General features: G+C 71.8%; 12 protein-coding genes. 9 read left to right on the top strand and 3 right to left on the bottom strand.

Features of this window, described 5'->3' with window-relative positions; translation table 11 throughout:
- Positions 1-4: 4 nt before the first annotated feature.
- Both ACLJQF_RS20290 and ACLJQF_RS20285 read left to right on the top strand, forming a co-directional pair.
- Positions 5-1,357, top strand: a complete 1,353-nt coding sequence (locus ACLJQF_RS20290) for a glutamine synthetase (RefSeq protein ID WP_410610899.1) — start codon at positions 5-7, stop codon at positions 1,355-1,357.
- A gap of 8 nt (positions 1,358-1,365) precedes the next feature.
- Positions 1,366-2,148 (top strand): DUF6885 family protein, encoded by a 783-nt coding sequence (locus ACLJQF_RS20285; RefSeq protein ID WP_410610689.1) that lies wholly within the window; start codon positions 1,366-1,368, stop codon positions 2,146-2,148.
- Here ACLJQF_RS20285 and ACLJQF_RS20280 read toward each other — a convergent pair.
- From ACLJQF_RS20280 to ACLJQF_RS20270, 3 genes are read right to left on the bottom strand one after another with little or no spacing between them, the layout of a single operon-like run.
- The gene (locus tag ACLJQF_RS20280) at positions 2,126-3,589 is read right to left on the bottom strand and encodes an amino acid permease (RefSeq protein WP_410610688.1); all 1,464 of its coding nucleotides are present in this window, start codon (positions 3,587-3,589) and stop codon (positions 2,126-2,128) included. The two genes, ACLJQF_RS20285 and ACLJQF_RS20280, sit on opposite strands and share 23 nt — an antisense overlap.
- 17 nt (positions 3,590-3,606) lie before the next feature.
- Positions 3,607-4,287, bottom strand: coding sequence for a response regulator (locus tag ACLJQF_RS20275; RefSeq protein ID WP_410610687.1), 681 nt, complete (start codon positions 4,285-4,287; stop codon positions 3,607-3,609).
- Entirely contained in the window at positions 4,284-5,447 is a 1,164-nt protein-coding gene (locus tag ACLJQF_RS20270) for a sensor histidine kinase (protein WP_410610686.1), read from the bottom strand. The genes ACLJQF_RS20275 and ACLJQF_RS20270 overlap by 4 nt, the downstream gene beginning before the upstream one ends.
- Before the next feature lie 145 nt (positions 5,448-5,592).
- Between ACLJQF_RS20270 and ACLJQF_RS20265 the strand changes: the two genes are divergently transcribed.
- The 7 genes from ACLJQF_RS20265 to glgX (ACLJQF_RS20235) all read left to right on the top strand — a co-directional run bounded on the left by ACLJQF_RS20265 (position 5,593) and on the right by glgX (ACLJQF_RS20235) (position 17,005).
- Entirely contained in the window at positions 5,593-6,123 is a 531-nt protein-coding gene (locus ACLJQF_RS20265) for a hypothetical protein (RefSeq protein WP_410610897.1), read from the top strand.
- Positions 6,120-6,314, top strand: coding sequence for a hypothetical protein (locus ACLJQF_RS20260; protein ID WP_410610684.1), 195 nt, complete (start codon positions 6,120-6,122; stop codon positions 6,312-6,314). Before ACLJQF_RS20265 ends, ACLJQF_RS20260 begins: the two co-directional genes overlap by 4 nt.
- A 238-nt stretch (positions 6,315-6,552) precedes the next feature.
- A complete protein-coding gene (malQ, locus tag ACLJQF_RS20255; protein ID WP_410610682.1) occupies positions 6,553-8,508 on the top strand; it encodes a 4-alpha-glucanotransferase in 1,956 nt (651 codons plus the stop codon).
- Positions 8,509-8,595: 87 nt separating this feature from the next.
- Positions 8,596-10,722 carry a glycogen debranching protein GlgX gene (gene glgX, locus ACLJQF_RS20250; protein WP_410610680.1) on the top strand — a complete coding sequence of 709 codons (2,127 nt, stop codon included), beginning with the start codon at positions 8,596-8,598 and terminating at the stop codon, positions 10,720-10,722.
- Positions 10,719-12,995 carry a malto-oligosyltrehalose synthase gene (gene treY, locus ACLJQF_RS20245; protein WP_410610678.1) on the top strand — a complete coding sequence of 759 codons (2,277 nt, stop codon included), beginning with the start codon at positions 10,719-10,721 and terminating at the stop codon, positions 12,993-12,995. The genes glgX (ACLJQF_RS20250) and treY overlap by 4 nt, the downstream gene beginning before the upstream one ends.
- A complete protein-coding gene (gene treZ, locus ACLJQF_RS20240; RefSeq protein WP_410610677.1) occupies positions 12,992-14,710 on the top strand; it encodes a malto-oligosyltrehalose trehalohydrolase in 1,719 nt (572 codons plus the stop codon). The genes treY and treZ overlap by 4 nt, the downstream gene beginning before the upstream one ends.
- A 147-nt stretch (positions 14,711-14,857) precedes the next feature.
- A complete protein-coding gene (gene glgX / locus ACLJQF_RS20235) occupies positions 14,858-17,005 on the top strand; it encodes a glycogen debranching protein GlgX (protein WP_410610676.1) in 2,148 nt (715 codons plus the stop codon).
- Positions 17,006-17,268: the final 263 nt, after the last annotated feature.

The following is a 17,268-nucleotide window of genomic DNA, read 5'->3' as shown; positions in this document are numbered from 1 at the left end:
GGCCATGACCAAGGCGGCGTCGGCCGCGGCGAAGGACTTCGCCGCAGCCGGAGTGGGTGGGGTTCACCTGGCCTGGGCGGACAACAACGGCATTCCACGCTCGCGGATCGTGCCCGTCGCCGGGCTGGCCGATGCCGCCACGCGTGGCGTCGGCGCCACCTCGCTCTTCGCCGTCTTCGACAGCCATGACGCCATCACCTACGCGCACCCCGGCCTCGACACGCCGTCCGGGGACATCCGGCTCGTGCCCGTCGTCGAGCGGCTGCGGCGGCTCGCCGGGCAGCCCGCGCTCGCCTGGGCACCCGTGCGGCAGCTCACCCGCGACGGTGCTCCCTCGCCCTACTGCCAGCGCGCTGTCCTCGAAGCGCAGGTGGCCGAGGGCGCCCGGCGCGGGCTCGAATTCCGGGCCGGCTACGAACTGGAGTTCGCCGTCGCTCCGGCGGGCAGCCTCGACGTCCTGGCCGTTCCCGGGCACCCCGGGCCCGCCTACAGCCCGCACGCCCTCGTCGGGCTCGACGGCTTCATCGGGGCCCTCCTGCACGACTTCGCGGCCAACGGCCTGCAGATCGGCCAGCTCCACGCCGAGTACGGCGTCGCGCAGCTCGAGCTGTCGCTGGCCGTCACCGATCCCGTCTCCGCCGCCGACGACCAGTTGCTCGCCCGGCAGACCATCCACGCCGCCGCGCGGGTGCACGGCCTCGCCGTCAGCTTCGCGCCCATGATCGGCCTCGACGCTGCCGGCAACGGGTGGCACCTGCACACTTCGGTCCGCCGCGAGGGGCGCAACCTGCTCGACGGAGACGGGCAGCCGGAAGGGGACGGCGCCGGCTACGTCGCCGGGCTGCTGCGCGACCTGCCGGCCTTGACCGCGCTCACCGCGCCGAGCGTCCCCTCGACGCTGCGGCTGCGGCCCGGCTACTTCGCGGGTGCGTATGCGTTCTGGGGCGTCGAGAACCGGGAAGCGCCGCTGCGGTACGTCCCCGGTTCGGCGATGCTGGGTGCCGACCACGCGAACGTCGAGCTCAAGACGTCCGACGCCTCGGCCAACCCGTACCTCGCGCTGGCCGCGGTGCTCGCCGCCGGGATGGCCGGCATCGAGGACGCGCCCGCGCTGCCCGAGCCGATCGGCGAAGACCCGGGCAGCTGGACGGACGGAGAACGGGAGGCTCGCGGGGTGTGCCGGCTGCCGGCGAACTCCGCCGAACAGGACGCCGCGCTCGTGGCGTCGCCGCGGATCGCCGGTGTGCTCGGTGCCGAGCTGCTGGGCGCCTTCCGCGCCGTCCGGGCCTCCGACGCGGCGTGGGCGGCCGAACGCACGGCCGACGAGATCGTCGCCGCCCACCTTTGGCGCTACTGAGGGGACCGATGACTTCGGGGATCGACGGCGGGCAGCTCGACCTGTCCGGGGTGCGGTGGCTGCCGGGCGGGGCCCGGCTGGCCGCGGTCGCCCAGGCGGAACTACCCCAGAAGGACGGCTTGGCCGCCGCGTTCTGCGGGCTCGCCGCGCTGCGGGCCGCCGGGCTCGACGTGCCCGATCAGGACGCCGTCGCGGCGGCCGCCGGCACGGTCCGCGGTCCGGCCGTGCACCCGCCGGGCGAGCCGGGCCGTGGCGACTTCCGGCTGCCGCTGCCGGTCGTCGACGACCCGGCCGCGGCCGGCACCCGGGTTTCCGGGCTGGCGGCGGCCGTCGAGTCGCTGTCGCGGGGCGCTCTCGCGGCGGTGCCGGTGACGGGGGAGTGGACCACCGAGGCACTGTTCGACCTGCTCATCGGGCTGTGGGACGTCCCGCGCGTCGCGGTGCTCGCCCGGATCGACGGCGCCGAGCTCGGCGCCCACGACACCCCGGAACGCGCGCTGCTCGACTACCTCGATACCGGCGTCCCGCCACTGTGGACGTCCCGCTGGCGGCCGCCCGGCGGCCACTTCGTGCTCCTGGCGGGTATCCGCATCGGCGCCGAGGGCACCCTGCTGTCCGTTGTGGACACCTATCCGTCCCTCGGCGACGACGGCCGCCACGACCAGCCGGTCGAATGGGTGACGGCGGCGCTGACCGGGCTCGGCGTCCTCGTGGTCGTCGACGCCGATCAAGCCGCCGTGGTGCGCGCGGCGGCTCGCGCGGCCGGGCTCACTCCGTCCCTTTGGGACTGACCGGCGTCTTGGTCGCGAAGCGGGAGTGGCGGCGGCCGTAGGCGAAGTAGATGACCAGGCCGATCGCCAGCCACGCGGCGAACCGGATCCACGTCAGCACGTTCAGGTTGAGCATCAGGTACAGGCACGCCAGTGCGGCGACGATCGGGATCGCCGGCGTGAACGGCACCTTGAACGGCCGGTCGAGGTCGGGACGGCGGCGGCGTAGCACCGGGACCGCCACGGCCACGATGATCATCGCCGACAGCGCGCCGATGCTGACCATGTCGGCCAGCTCGGAAATCGGGATGAACGCGGCCAATACGGCGATCAGGGCGGCGCCGCCGACGGTCATCCGGTGCGGCGTGCCCCAGCGCGGGTGCGTGGTGCCGAGTGCCTTGGGCAACAGGCCGTCGCGGCCCATCGCGAACCCGATCCGCCCGATCGTGACCAGTTCGACCATCATCACCGACGTCAGCCCGGTGACCGCGCCGAGGGAGATCAGCGCGCCCACCCAGTGCTGGCCGACCCGGTCGAACGCAGCGGCCAGCGGCGCGCCGGTGTCGATTTCGGTGAACGGGACCATGCCGGTCAGCACGATCGAGACGCCGATGTAGAGCAGCGCGCACACGCCCAGCGCGCCGAGGATGCCGACGCGCAGGTCCTTGCGCGGGTTCAGCGTCTCTTCGCCGAGGTTCGCGAGCGCTTCGAACCCGGTGTAGGCGAAGAAGATCACGGCGGCCGCGGTGATCATGCCGGCGAGGCCGTAGACCGACTGTTCCAACCCCAGCGCCGCCTGGACCACCGGTTGCTCCAGCACCGTCGTGCCGGCTTCGGGCGCCTTCGCCGGCGGGATGAACGGCGTCAAGTTCGCGCCCTTGACGAAGAACAGCCCCACCGCGAGCACCAGCACGCAGACCGCGACCTTGACGCACACCAGCAGGTTGGTCAGCCAGGCCGACTCCTTGATGCCCAGCACGGCGACGACGGTCAGCACGGCGATGACGAGCACGGCGCCGACGTTGACCTTCGCGTCTTCGCCGAACCACTCAGGCGACAGCCCGAGCAGGTTCGCCAGGTACCCTGACCAGCCCCGCGACACCACAGCGGCGCCGAGCGCGAACTCCAGCAGCAGGTCCCAGCCGATGATCCAGGCGAACACCTCGCCGAGGGTGGCGAACGCGTAGGTGTAAGCGCTTCCCGCCGTCGGGACGCTGGAGGCGAGCTCGGCGTAACACAGCGCCGCGAGCCCGGCGACGACCGCGCCGAGCACGAACGACAGCGTCACGGCGGGCCCCGCGTGGGTCTTCGCCTCGACACCCGCCAAGGTGAAGATGCCGGTGCCGATGATGATCCCGACGCCGAACCCGATCAGATCGCGTCCGCGCAGCCGTCGTTTGAGCTCCCCGGAGTCCTGACGTTTCAGGACCTCGTCCACGTTCAGCGTTCGCCGCTCACCCATGAGGAGAAGTTAGAAGGTCATGGGCGCTCCCGCAGATCGGCGACGGAGTTTTCCCGGGTCAGGCCGTTTTCCTGGGCGAGGATCGCGGCCTGCACGCGGGAGCGCAGGTCGAGCTTGGCCAGCACCCGCGAGACGTGTGTCTTCACCGTCGTCTCGCCGATGTACAGCCGGGTGCCGATCTGGGCGTTGGACAGGCCCTCGCCCAGGCAGCCGAGCACCTCGCGTTCGCGCTCGGTGAGGTCGCCGAGGCCCTGGGGCGCCGACGCCGGATCCTGGCCGGCCGCGGCGAAGGCGGTGATCACCCGCCGGGTGATCTGCGGGGCGAGTACGCCTTCGCCGGCCGCGACCAGCTTCACGGCTTCGATCAGCCGCGGTGCTTCGACGGACTTGATCAGGAACCCGGCGGCGCCCGCCTGCAGCGTGCCGTCCACGTACTCGTCGAGGTCGAACGTGGTCAGCACGAGCACCTGCGTGAGCCCTTCGGCGACCAGCTGCCGGGTGGCGGCGATGCCGTCGGTGCCCGGCATCCGGATGTCCATCAGCGTGACGTCCGGACGGAGGGCGCGTGCCTGCCGCACGGCGGCGGCACCGTCGGCGGCCTCGCCCACGACCTTGATGCCTTCGGCGTTGTCGAGGATGGTCGCGAGGCCGAACCGGATGGCTTCGTGGTCGTCGGCGATGAGAACGGTGACGGTCATCGCTGATCTCTCACCGGGAGTTCCGCGCGGACCAGCCAGCCGTCGTCGGCCGGCCCCGCGGTCAGCGTGCCGCCGACGGCGTCCGCGCGTTCGCGCATGTTGATCAGGCCGGCGCCGTCGGCGGGCTCGGTGTCGGCGTGGAAGACGTCGTTGCGGACCTGGACCGCCAGGACGTCGTCGAGGTAGCGGACGTCGACGTCGACCCGGCCGCCGGGCGCGTGCTTGGCCGCGTTCGTCAGCGCCTCCTGCGCGATCCGGTACGCGGTCAGGTCGACCGCCGTCGGCAACACCACGTCCACAGTGGACCCGAAGGACACGTCCAGTCCGCTCGCCCGCGCCGAATTTACCAATTTGAGCAGGTCCACGAGCCGGGGTGGAGCGGTCGTTTCCGCCGTTCCGCTGTCCGCTTTGAGCAGCCCGATCATCGCGCGCATCTCCTCCAGGGCGCTCACGCTGTTCTCCCGCACCGACTGCAGGACCGTTTTCGCCAGCTTCGGGTCCGGCAACGACAGCGCCGCCTCCGACTGGATCGCGATGGCCGAGAGGTGCCCGGCGATCACGTCGTGCAGGTCGCGCGCCATCCGCCCGCGTTCGGCGGCGACCGCGGCCCGGCGGTCCAGTTCCGCGATCTTCGCCAGCTGTGCCGCGTTCGCCCGCTCGGTTTCGGCGATGTCGCGCTGCTGCCGGACGTTCGCCGCCCACCACACCGGCGTGAGGACGAACGGCAGCACGGCCACGGCGGCCAGCACCGCCGCGCGCCACTCCTGCGCGAACAGCAGCACCCCGGCGAGCACGGCCACCACCGAGAACCCGGCTAGGCCGATCATCACCCGGCTCGTGCGCCGGGAGCCGTACAGCGTCGCCGCGTAAAGGAAGTCGGTGTAGATGACCAGCACCGGCAGCGACGCGCCGAGCCAGAGGTCCACCGCGAGCATCCCCGTCGCCAGGACCAGCGCGGCCGGCACCCGCCGGCGGAGCAGTTCGAGCCCGCACAAGGCGGTCAGCTCCAGCAGCCGCACCCACAGCGGCGCGTGGTCGTACGCCGACACGAGCCGGTGGACGCCGGTCACGTAGACGAGGAGCCCGATCAGCCAGGTGGCCAGCGCGATCAGGGCGTCCTGCTGCCACACCGGGAGTGAACGCAGACGCGGGATGGACATGTGACCATCCCAGCACACGGGGTGACGGGTGCGCGTCCTACTAAGTGATGACCCCCGGTCGTGCTTTCCGCCGACGCGCCCGGGCCGGCCTCCGGGCGAACCTGGAGACGTGGACGAGATCGGCAAGTTCTTCGCGGAGAACCCGATGGCCGCCGTCATCGCGGCGGGCGAGATCGGGTTCTGGGTGCTCATCGCGGCGGGCCTCGCGGTGCGCTACCTGCTGCGGGCCCGGCGGACGTCGGCGGTACTGCTCGCCTTGGTGCCGCTGATCGACGTGGTGGTGCTGGTGGCCACGGTGGCCGACCTGAGCGGCGGTGCACGGGCGAACTTCACGCACGGTCTGGCGGCGGTGTACCTCGGCTTCAGCGTGGTGTTCGGGCCGAGCATGGTCCGCTGGGCCGACGTGCGGTTCGCGCAGCGCTTCGCCGGCGGCCCGGCGCCACCGCCGAAGCGACGTGGCGCGCGTCACGAGTGGCGTGAGTTCTTCAAGTGCCTGCTGGCCTGCGGGCTCGCGGCGGCGGCCCTGCTGGCGGCGATCTGCGCGATCGGCGAGCCGGAGCAGGTGGCGCCGCTGTGGGGCTGGTTCCCGCGGCTGGGCGTGGTTTCGGCGATCTGGCTGGCCACCGGACCGGTGTGGGAGGAGCTGTTCGGCAGGAGAGAGGAGGTGCGGCGGTGATCGAGCTGCTCGGGATCCTGCTGGTCGTGCAAGGCGGGGGTGGGCTGCTCAACCGGCTGCTGGGTGCGCGGTCGCCCAGCTGGTTTGTCCAGCTGCACGTGTTGCCGCCGTCGCTGCATGTCGCGGCCAGCGTGGTGATGGTGCTCGGCGGGGTGGTGGTGCTGGCCGGGGTGCGGAAGCGCCGGAGGTGAGGGATGTCGCCCAGGGGTGGCCGGGGCCGGGAAGGAGGGAGGGGAGCGATTGAGGATCGCTCGGGCAGGGGCCGGTGAGAGGTTCCGCCGGGCCGGGTGTGGTCCGGCGGAGGCCGGGAGGCCGTGCAAGCTGCGGCTGGACGGCCCTCCACCCGGCCGGCCGCAGCCGGGACGGCCGTCGGGAGTGACGTCGGCCGTGCAGATGGCGGGAACGGCCTGGCACCGGAATGCTGGTCCCGTGCCCGATGAGATCCCCGCCCGCAGTGCCCTGCACGAGCTCGCCGACCTTCACGGGGTCGCCACCCGGTACCAGAATGCCGACCGGGTCTGGGTCGACGTGGACGACGACGTCGTCGTCGCCATCCTCGGACAGTTCGGTGTCGACGCCACCGGCGACCAGGCCATCGCCGCCGCTCTGAGCGCCGCGCGGGAGGCTCCTGCCGCGCTGCCGGCGACCATCGTCGTGCGGGAGGGCACCGGCAAAGCGCTGGGCGTCGAGGCCGAGGTCGTCCTCGAAGACGGGACGCGGCGGCGGGCCGATGGCCGGCTGCCCGCGGACCTGCCGCTCGGGTGGCACCGGGTGGTCACCGCCCATCAGGACGTCGTGCTCGTCGTCGTGCCGGCGAAGCTGCCGCGGGTGCGGCCCGCCTGGGGGTGGATGCTGCAGCTCTACGCCCTGCACTCGGCCGGCTCGTGGGGCATCGGCGACTACGCCGACCTCGCCACCTTCGCCGCCCGGTCGGCCGCGGAACTGGATGCCGGCGTCCTGCTGGTGAACCCGGTTCAGGCCATCAGCCCGGCACACCCGATCGAACGGTCGCCGTACTCGCCCGCGAGCCGGCGGTTCGCCAACCCCGTCTACCTGCGGGTCACCGCCACCGAGACGTTCGAGCAGTCCGACGCCGCCACCCAGGCGGCCGTCGAGTCCCTGGCCCCGGACCGCGAAGGCGAGCTGATCGACTACGACGCCGTCTGGACCGCCAAGCGGGCCGCGCTCGAGCTGCTGTGGCCGCACCGCGTCGAAGAGGTGCCCGAGGACGGCGATCTGCTGGACTTCGCCCTCTTCTGCGCCCTCGCCGAGCAGCACGGCGGGGACTGGCGGGACTGGCCCGACGACCTGCGGGACCCGGCCGGGCCTGCGACGGCGAAGGCGCGTGAAGAGCTGAAGGAGCGCGTCGCCTTCCATGCGTGGCTTCAGCACCTCTGCCGGGTCCAGCTGGAAGCGGCGCGAACAGCCGCGCGGGAGGCCGGGATGACCGTCGGGATCGTGCACGACCTGCCGGTCGGGGTGCACCCCGGTGGGGCCGACACCTGGGCCGTCCGGGACGTCTTCGCCGCCGACGTGCGGGTCGGCGCTCCGCCCGACGCCTTCAACCAGCAGGGGCAGGACTGGAACCTGCCGCCGTGGCGGCCGGACAAGCTGGCCGAGGCCGGGTACGCGCCGTTCCGGGACGTCATCCGGGGCGTCCTGCGCTTCGCCGACGGCATCCGCGTCGACCACATCGCCGGTCTGTGGCGGCTCTGGTGGATCCCGCCGGGCGAGCCGGCGCACCGCGGCACGTACGTCCACTACGACGCCGAAGCGATGGTCGGTGTGCTCGCGCTCGAAGCGCACCGGGCCGGGGCCGTCGTCGTGGGGGAGGACCTCGGCACCGTCGAGGAGGTCGTCACCGACACCATGCACGAACGGGGGATGCTCAGCTCGGCCGTGCTGTGGTTCGAGCGCGACTGGGACGCACCCGGCCAGCCGTTCACCCCGCCCCGGAGCTGGGACCCGGACGCCATGGCGAGCATCTCCACGCACGATCTGCCGACCGTCGCGGGCTGGCTGAAGAGCGAACACGTCCGGGTCCGGGCCGAACTGGGTCTGCTGGACCGCGGGGTCGAGGCCGAAGAAGAAGCGGCCGCCGCCGAACGCAAGGCGCTGCTGGAACTCGTTGCGCGCGAAGGGATCGCGGACGACGACCCGGTTGTCGCGCTGCACAGTCTCCTCGCGCGAGCCGCGTCGCGGCTCGTGCTGACCTCGCCGGCCGACGTCGCGGGGCAAGTGCGGCAGCCGAATCTGCCCGGAACCGTCGACCAGTACCCTAACTGGCGGATTCGCCTGTCCGTCAGCGTAGACGGCTTCTTCACCGCGAAGGGGGTCCGCGCCGCGGTCGCACCGCTGGCGGCGGCCCGGCCGCTGCCCCGGTAACGACGGTAGCGACGGTAACGACCACCCCGTCGCGCGCGACCCCCGGTGATACGCCACCGGCACGACTCAAGCTCGAGGAGAGACCCAGTGCGGCCCTGGCCCGGAACGCCCTACCCGCTCGGCGCCACCTACGACGGAGTCGGGACGAACTTCGCCCTGTTCTCCGAGGTGGCCGAGCGCGTCGAACTGTGCCTGTTCGACGCCGAGGGCAAGGAGACGCGGTACGCGCTCGAAGAGGTCGACGGCTTCGTCCACCACGGCTACCTGCTCAACGTCGGCCCGGGGCAGCGCTACGGGTTCCGCGTGCACGGCCCGTACGACCCGAAGCGCGGCCTCCGCTGCAACCCGAACAAGCTGCTCATCGACCCGTACGCGAAGGCCGTCTCGCACGGCGTGAAGTGGGACGACTCGCTGTTCGGCTACAAGTTCGACAACCCGGACGAGCGCAACGACGACGACTCCGCCGGCCACGTGCCGTACTCGCTCGTCGCGAACCCGTTCTTCGACTGGGGCAACGACCGGCAGCCGAAGCGGCCGTACAACGAGACGGTCATCTACGAGGCCCACGTCAAGGGCATGACCGTGCACCACCCGTTCGTGCCCGAAGCGCTGCGGGGCACGTACGCCGGTCTCGCGCACCCCGCCGTCGTCGAGCACCTGCAGAAGCTCGGCGTGACCGCGGTGGAACTGCTGCCGGTGCACCAGTTCGTCACCGACCACGGCCTCGACGGGAAGGGCCTGACGAACTACTGGGGGTACAACACGATCGGGTACTTCGCGCCCCACGACTCCTACGCCGCGATGCCCGGCGAGGGCGGCCAGGTCCAGGAGTTCAAGGGCATGGTAAAAGCCCTTCACGAGGCCGGGATCGAAGTCATCCTCGACGTGGTTTACAACCACACCGCCGAGGGCAACCACCTCGGGCCGACCCTGTCGATGCGCGGCATCGACAACGAGGCCTACTACCGCCTGGTCGAGGGGGAACCCGAGTACTACATGGACTACACCGGCACCGGGAACTCGCTGAACGTGCGCAACCCGCACACCCTGCAGCTGATCATGGACTCGCTGCGCTACTGGGTGACGGAGATGCACGTCGACGGCTTCCGGTTCGACCTCGCCTCGGCGCTGGCGCGCGAGTTCTACGACGTCGACCGGCTGTCGACGTTCTTCGACCTGGTGCAGCAGGACCCGATCGTCAGCCAGGTGAAGCTGATCGCCGAACCGTGGGACGTCGGGCCCGGTGGCTACCAGGTCGGGAACTTCCCGCCGTTGTGGACGGAGTGGAACGGGCAGTTCCGCGACACCGTCCGGGACTTCTGGCGCGGTGAGCCCTCGACGCTGGGGGAGTTCGCGAGCCGGATCACCGGGTCGTCGGACCTCTACCAGGACGACGGCCGCCGCCCGTTCGCGTCGATCAACTTCGTCACCGCGCACGACGGCTTCACGCTGCGGGACCTGGTGTCCTACAACGAGAAGCACAACGAGGCCAACGGAGAGGACAGCCGCGACGGCGCCGACGACAACCGGTCGTGGAACTGCGGCGTCGAGGGCGACACCGACGACGCCGAGGTGCTGACGCTGCGCGCGCGGCAGCAGCGGAACATGCTGGCCACCCTGATGCTGTCCCAGGGCGTGCCGATGATCCTGCACGGCGACGAGTTCGGCCGCACCCAGCAGGGCAACAACAACGTCTACTGCCAGGACTCCGCACTGTCCTGGATGGACTGGGAACTGGCCAAGGAGAACGCGGACCTGGTCAAGTTCACCGGCGGGCTGGGCGCGTTCCGGCGACGGCACCCGGTGTTCCGCCGCCGCCGGTTCTTCCAGGGCGGGCCGGTCGGCAAGGGCGACAAGCTCGGCGACATCGCCTGGTTCACCCCGGCCGGTGCGGAGATGACCGAGCAGAACTGGGACGACGGCTTCGGCAAGGCGGTCGTCGTCTTCCTCAACGGCAAGGCGATCCCCGACCTCGACCCGCGCGGGATGCACGTCGAGGACGACTCGTTCCTGCTCGCCTTCAACGCCCACTACGAGGACATCGACACCACGCTCCCGGGCAACGGCTACGGGGAGAGCTGGACCGTCGTGATCGACACCGCGACCGGCGAGGTGGAACCCGCCGACGCGAAGCCGATCGAAGGCGGCGGCCGGCTCGCCCTGCCCGCCCGGTCCCTGATCGTGCTGCAACGGACGGAGACGGAATCCGCATGACGGTGCCGGAGTCGACCTACCGGGTGCAGCTGCGCCCGGAGTTCACCTTCGCCGACGCGGCCGGCATCGCCGGCTACCTGCGCGACCTCGGCATCGGCGCGCTGTACGCGTCGCCGGTGCTGGACGCGACGCCGGGCTCGACGCACGGCTACGACGTCGTCGACCCGACGCGCGCGCGGCCCGCGCTCGGCGGGGAGGCGGCGCGCCAGGAGCTCTGCGCGCTGCTGAAGGAGCTCGGGCTGGGCCTGGTGGTCGACATCGTGCCGAACCACATGTCGGTCGAGGTGCCGAAGGCGAACCGCTGGTGGTGGGACGTGCTGAAGCACGGCCAGGGCTCCGAGTACGCGTCCTTCTACGACATCGACTGGGACCGTGGCCCGCTCCTGCTGCCGGTCCTCGGCGACGACGACGCAGTCGGGGAACTGACGGTCGAGGGCGACGAACTGGTCTACCACGACCACCGCTTCCCGATCGCCCCCGGCACGGAAACCGGGACGCCGCAAGAGATCCACGAGCGCCAGCACTATCGCCTGATCGGCTGGCGCCGCGGCAACGCCGAGCTGAACTACCGCCGGTTCTTCGACATCACGAACCTGGCGGCGGTCCGCGTCGAAGACCCGAAGGTGTTCGCCGAGACGCACGGCGAGGTGCTGCGCTGGGTCGCCGACGGCGACGTCACCGGCCTGCGCGTCGACCACCCGGACGGCCTCGCCGACCCCGGCGGCTACTTCCGGCGGCTGCGGGAGAACGCGCCGGACGCGTGGATCGTGGCCGAGAAGATCCTGCACCCGGGCGAGCCGCTGCCGCAGAGCTGGCCGGTCGACGGCACCACCGGCTACGACGCCCTGCGCGAGATCGCCGGTGTCTTCGTCGACCCGGCGGGTGAGCCCGGCTTCACCGCGCTGGCGAACGAGCTGGGCGTGAAGACCGGCTACCACCGCGTCGAGGCCGAGGCCCGGCGCCTGGTCACCGACCGCATCCTGGTCGCCGAGGTCCGGCGGATCGCCGCGCAGCTGCGGGACGTCGACCCCGAAGCCGCGCGGCAGGCGGTCGCCGAGACCATGATCGCCTTCCCCGTCTACCGCTCCTACCTCCCGGAGGGGGCGGCGCACTGGGCGGCCGCGATCGACGGGGCCCGCCGCGCCCGGCCCGACCTCGCCGAGCCGCTGATGATGCTCGACGCCGTCATGCGCAAGAACCCGGACAGCGAGCTGGCCACCCGGCTCCAGCAGACCTCCGGCATGGTCGTGGCGAAGGGCACCGAGGACACGACCTTCTACCGCTACACGCGCTTCGCCGCGCTCAACGAGGTCGGCGGCAACCCGGACCGCTTCGGCCTGGACGTCGAGGAGTTCCACCGGCTGGCCGCCGGGCGCGAGGCCGGCTACCCGGCCGCGATGACGACGCTGACCACGCACGACACCAAGCGCTCCGAGGACACCCGCGCCCGGATGGCGGTGCTGGCCGAAGTGCCCGGTGAGTTCGCCCAGGCCGTCCGGCGGTGGACCGCGCGGCGGGGGATCGACGAGCCGTCGCTGAACCTGCTGGCCTGGCAGACCCTGGTCGCGACCTGGCCGATCGAGCCGCCGCGGCTGCGGTACTACCTGGACAAGGCGGCCAAGGAAGCCAAGCTCCGGACCAGCTGGACCGACCACGACGAGGCCTTCGAAGCCGACGTCGCCGCCTGGCCCGACGACGTCATGAACGACGCCGAACTGGCCGCGGACGTCGAGGCGTTCGTCCGGCGCATCGAGGGGCCCGGCTACGCGAACTCCCTCGGCCAGAAGCTCGTCCAGCTCACCGCGCCCGGCATTCCGGACGTCTACCAGGGCACCGAGTTGTGGGACTTCTCGCTGGTCGACCCGGACAACCGCCGCCCGGTCGACTACGTCGTGCGCCGCGAGATCCTGGCTCGGATCACCGACGGCGAGCTGCCGGAGATCGACGCCTCGGGCGCGGCGAAGCTGCTGGTCACGCACAAGGCGCTGAAGCTTCGCCAGGAGCACCCCGCCCTGTTCCGCGGCTACCGGCCGCTGCGGGCCGAGGGGGCGGCCGCCAAGCACGTCCTCGCCTACACGCGCAGCCCGGACCTCGCGGTGGCGGTCACCCGGCTGCCCGTCGGCCTCGAAGCCGGCGGCGGCTGGCACGACACCATGCTGCCGCTGCCCGACGGCACCTGGACCGACGTCCTGACCGGTCGCGATGCCGCTTCGGACGTCGCCATCCTGTTCGACCGCTACCCCGTCGCGTTGCTGGTGCGAGGAGACGCATGAAGTTCAGCGTGTGGGCCCCGGCGGCCCGCCGGGTCCGCGTGAGCGTCGACGAAGGCGTGCACGAGATGTCCGCGGGCGACGGCGGCTGGTGGCACGCCGACGCCGAGGGCATCAACTACGCCTTCCGCATCGACGACGACGAGAAGCCGCTGCCCGACCCGCGGTCGCGCTGGCAGCCGCACGGCGTCCACAGCGAGTCGCGCGTCTACGACCACGGCGAGTTCGAGTGGACCGACGACGCCTGGACCGGGCGCCAGCTGCCCGGCGCCGTCCTCTACGAACTCCACATCGGCACGTTCACCGAGGGCGGCACCTTCGACGCGGCCATCGAGCGGCTCGACCACCTCGTCGACCTCGGTATCACGCACGTCGAGCTGCTGCCGGTCAACGCCTTCGACGGCACCGCGGGCTGGGGCTACGACGGCGTGCTCTGGGGCGCGGTCCACCAGCCCTACGGCGGCCCGGACGGGCTCAAGCGGTTCGTGAACGCGGCCCACGCGCGCGGCCTGGCCGTCGTGCTCGACGTCGTCTACAACCACCTCGGGCCGTCGGGGGCCTACCTCGGCAAGTTCGGGCCGTACTTCGCCGGCCAGAACGACTGGGGGCCGGGCCTCAACCTCGACGGCCCCGGCTCCGACGAGGTCCGCCGGTACGTGCTCGACAACGCGCTGAGCTGGCTGCGCGACTTCCACATCGACGCGCTGCGCCTCGACGCCGTGCACGCGCTGCTCGACCGGCGGGCCGTCCACCTGCTCGAACAGCTCGCCACCGAGGTCGAGGCGCTGTCGGCGGCGCTGAACCGGCCGCTGACCCTGATCGCCGAGTCCGACCTCAACGACCCGCGGCTCGTCACCCCTCGCGAGCGCGGCGGCTACGGCCTGCACGCCCAGTGGTCGGACGACCTGCACCACGTCCTGCACGTCAAGCTGACCGGCGAGACGACGGGGTACTACACCGACTTCGCCGCGCCCGACGCCCTGGAGCGGGTGCTGCGCGAGGTGTTCTTCCACGCGAACACCTGGTCGTCCTTCCGGGAGCGGACCCACGGCCGCCCGGTCGACACGCGGACCGTGCCCGGGCACCGGTTCCTCGGCTACCTGCAGAACCACGACCAGATCGGCAACCGCGCGACCGGCGACCGGCTGTCCGCGACGGTCGCGCCGGGCCGGCTCGCCTGCGGGGCCGCGATCCTGTTCTGCTCGCCGTACACGCCGATGGTGTTCATGGGGGAGGAGTGGGCGGCGAGCACGCCGTGGCAGTTCTTCGCGTCCTTCCCGGACCCGGAGCTGGCCGAGGCCGTCCGCACGGGCCGCCGTCGCGAGTTCTCCCGGCACGGCTGGGGCGAATCGGACGTGCCCGACCCGATGGACCCGGCCACGGTCGAACGTTCGCGGCTCGACTGGGCGGAGCCGGCGCGGCCCGGTCACCGGGAGATGCTGGAGCTCTACCGCGGGTTGATCCGGCTGCGCCGCGACCGGCCCGAGCTGGCCGACCCGTGGGTCGCAAACCTGCGGGTCGACTCCTCGCCGGACGGGTCCTGGCTCGTGCTGCACCGCGGCGCGCTGCGGCTGGCCGTCAACTTCGGGCCCGGCCCGGTGACGCTGCCGCTCGGCGCCACGGCGACGCGGCTACTGGCCTGGGCCGAGGCCACGGTGGACGGTGGCGCCGCGCACCTGCCCCCGGACACGTTCGTCCTCGCCGACACGACCCCCTGATCTTCGTGAAGGCCACCTTGAGGAAGTTAAACTTCCTCAAGGTGGCCTTCACGAAGGTCGGGAACTCCCACCCTGACGGCGGTTGCCTCCGAGCAACTCGTCTGTAATGCCGCGCACGGACGGCGGGAGATCTGGGACGATTCAGGAATGGCCACACGACCCTCCGCCGACCACGTCCTCGCCGGTCGCCCCTTCCCGCTCGGAGCACACCCCGAGGCCGGTGGAGTGCGGTTCGCGATCACGTCCGCCGTCGCGGACGCCGTCGACCTGTGCCTGATCGACGCCGACGGGTCGGAACGCCGGATCGCGCTCACCGAGCGCACCTTCGGCGTCTGGCACGGCCTGGTGCCCGGGGTGACGCCGGGGCAGCGGTACGGCTACCGGATCCACGGCCCGTACGACCCGGCCCGCGGCCTGCGCTGCAACCCGCACAAGCTGCTCCTCGACCCGTACGCCCGGCAGATCACCGGCGGGCTCACCGACCTGGCCGCGGCCCAGGGCTTCACCGGCGACCCGGAGCGCGGGCCGATGTCCACTGTGGACTCCCTGGGCAGCGTGCCGCTGTCGGTGGTCACCTCGCCCGGCGGGCCGGACACCGGGACCAAGCCGGAGGTGCCGTTCGAGGAGGCGGTGGTCTACGAACTGCACGTCAAGGGGTTCACCCAGCAGCACCCGTTCATCCCGGAGGCACTGCGCGGCACCTACCTCGGCCTGGCTCACCCGGTCGCGATCGAGTACCTGACCCGGCTCGGCATCACGTCGGTGGAGCTGCTGCCGGTGCACTCGTTCCTCGACGAGCCGTCGCTGATCAGCGCCGGGCGGCACAACTACTGGGGTTACTCGCCGCTCGGCTTCTTCGCCCCGCACGCCGCCTACGCCAGCGAACCGGGCCACGAGGTCGAGGAGTTCCGGCTGATGGTCGCCGCCCTGCACGCGGCCGGCATCGAGGTGATCCTCGACGTCGTGTTCAACCACACCTGCGAGGGCGGGCCGGACGGGCCGACGCTGAGCTTCCGCGGGCTGAACGCGCCGGTGTACTACCTGCACACCGACCGCGGGCACATGGCCGACATCACCGGCTGCGGCAACACCCTCGAAGCGGGCTCGCCGACCGTCGTCCGGCTGGTGACCGACTCACTGCGGTACTGGAATCAGGAGATGGGCGTCGACGGCTTCCGGTTCGACCTCGCCAGCACGCTCGGGCGGCCGCGCGGCGGCGCGTTCGACGACGCGTCGACCCTGCTCACCGCGATCACCGTCGACCCGGTGCTCTCGCGCTGCAAGCTGATCGCCGAGCCGTGGGACGCGACCGGCGAGGGCTACCGCGTCGGCGGCTTCGGCGCCCAGTGGGCCGAGTGGAACGGCCGCTACCGCGACACCGTGCGTGACTTCTGGCGCGGCGCGACCGGCGTCCGCGACCTCGCCTACCGGCTGTCCGGTTCGTCCGACCTGTACGATCACAACCTGCGTCGGCCGTGGCAGTCGATCAACTTCGTCACCGCGCACGACGGCTTCACGCTGCGGGACCTGGTGTCCTACAACGAAAAGCACAACGAGGCCAACGGCGAGGACAACCGCGACGGCGGCAACGACAACCGCTCGTGGAACCACGGCGCCGAGGGTGACACGGCCGACCCGGCGATCCGGGACCTGCGGGCCCGGCAGGTCCGCAACATGTTCGCCACGCTGCTGCTGTCCACCGGCACGCCGATGCTGACGGCCGGCGACGAGTTCTGGCGGACCCAGCGCGGCAACAACAACGCGTACTGCCTCGACGACGAAACGTCCTGGTTCGACTGGACGCCGGACGACCCCGAGGCCGAGGCCATGCTCGCGTTCGCCCGCCGGGTCGTGCGGCTGCGCGCGAACAGCCCGGCGCTGCGGCAGCCGGAGTTCTTCGAAGGCCGCACGACGCCGACCGGCAAGCCGGACCTGGTCTGGTTCCGCCCGGACGGCGAGGAGTTCGGCGAGACCGACTGGTTCGAGGACCGGCACACGCTCGGCATGTGGATCGACGGCTCGAACAGCCAGGCCCGCAACCGCGACGGCGAGCTGGTGCCCGACCACTCGTGGCTGCTGTGGCTGCACGCCGGCGACGGACCGGCCGACGTCGTCCTGCCCGGACGTGAATACGGCGAAACGTTCAAGCCGACCCTCGACACGAGCACCGCGGACGGCAGCCCGGCGAACCCGGGCGCACTCGAAGCCAAGAGCCGCGTGACCCTCCAGTCCCGCTCCCTGCTCCTGCTGCGCGCCCCCCGCCTGGCGGCGGAACCCCACCCCGAACCCTACTGACCCGTACCCCCGGCCCAAGAGGGGCACTTTCACGTGAAAGTGCCCCTCCCCGGTGGGAGTCGTCCGTTCGGGTACGGGTGTTGGCCGTTCGGGTTCGCGTGTCGGCCGGGTGGGGCCGCGGGCCGGGGAAGCGGCGGGTCGTAACCTGGCGGACACGTGGCCGGAACTCGTTGCGCCGAAAGCGTTTCAGTTGATCCGCTTTGGGTACAGGGATAGAGAACCCTGCCTCGTGGGCGCTTGATCGAGTCAGGCAGACTGACGCC

This window comes from Amycolatopsis sp. lyj-109 (assembly GCF_046548995.1).
In the GTDB taxonomy this organism is placed as follows: domain Bacteria; phylum Actinomycetota; class Actinomycetes; order Mycobacteriales; family Pseudonocardiaceae; genus Amycolatopsis.
This window is presented reverse-complemented; position numbering and strand designations above follow the sequence as displayed.

Coding starts and splice junctions, on each gene's coding strand:
- ACLJQF_RS20290 (WP_410610899.1), top strand. CDS start 5: ATGACCAAGGCGGCGTCGGCCGCGGCGAAGGACTTCGCCGCAGCCGGA.
- ACLJQF_RS20285 (WP_410610689.1), top strand. CDS start 1,366: ATGACTTCGGGGATCGACGGCGGGCAGCTCGACCTGTCCGGGGTGCGG.
- ACLJQF_RS20280 (WP_410610688.1), bottom strand. CDS start 3,589: ATGGGTGAGCGGCGAACGCTGAACGTGGACGAGGTCCTGAAACGTCAG.
- ACLJQF_RS20275 (WP_410610687.1), bottom strand. CDS start 4,287: ATGACCGTCACCGTTCTCATCGCCGACGACCACGAAGCCATCCGGTTC.
- ACLJQF_RS20270 (WP_410610686.1), bottom strand. CDS start 5,447: ATGTCCATCCCGCGTCTGCGTTCACTCCCGGTGTGGCAGCAGGACGCC.
- ACLJQF_RS20265 (WP_410610897.1), top strand. CDS start 5,593: ATGGCCGCCGTCATCGCGGCGGGCGAGATCGGGTTCTGGGTGCTCATC.
- treY (WP_410610678.1), top strand. CDS start 10,719: ATGACGGTGCCGGAGTCGACCTACCGGGTGCAGCTGCGCCCGGAGTTC.
- treZ (WP_410610677.1), top strand. CDS start 12,992: ATGAAGTTCAGCGTGTGGGCCCCGGCGGCCCGCCGGGTCCGCGTGAGC.
- glgX (WP_410610676.1), top strand. CDS start 14,858: ATGGCCACACGACCCTCCGCCGACCACGTCCTCGCCGGTCGCCCCTTC.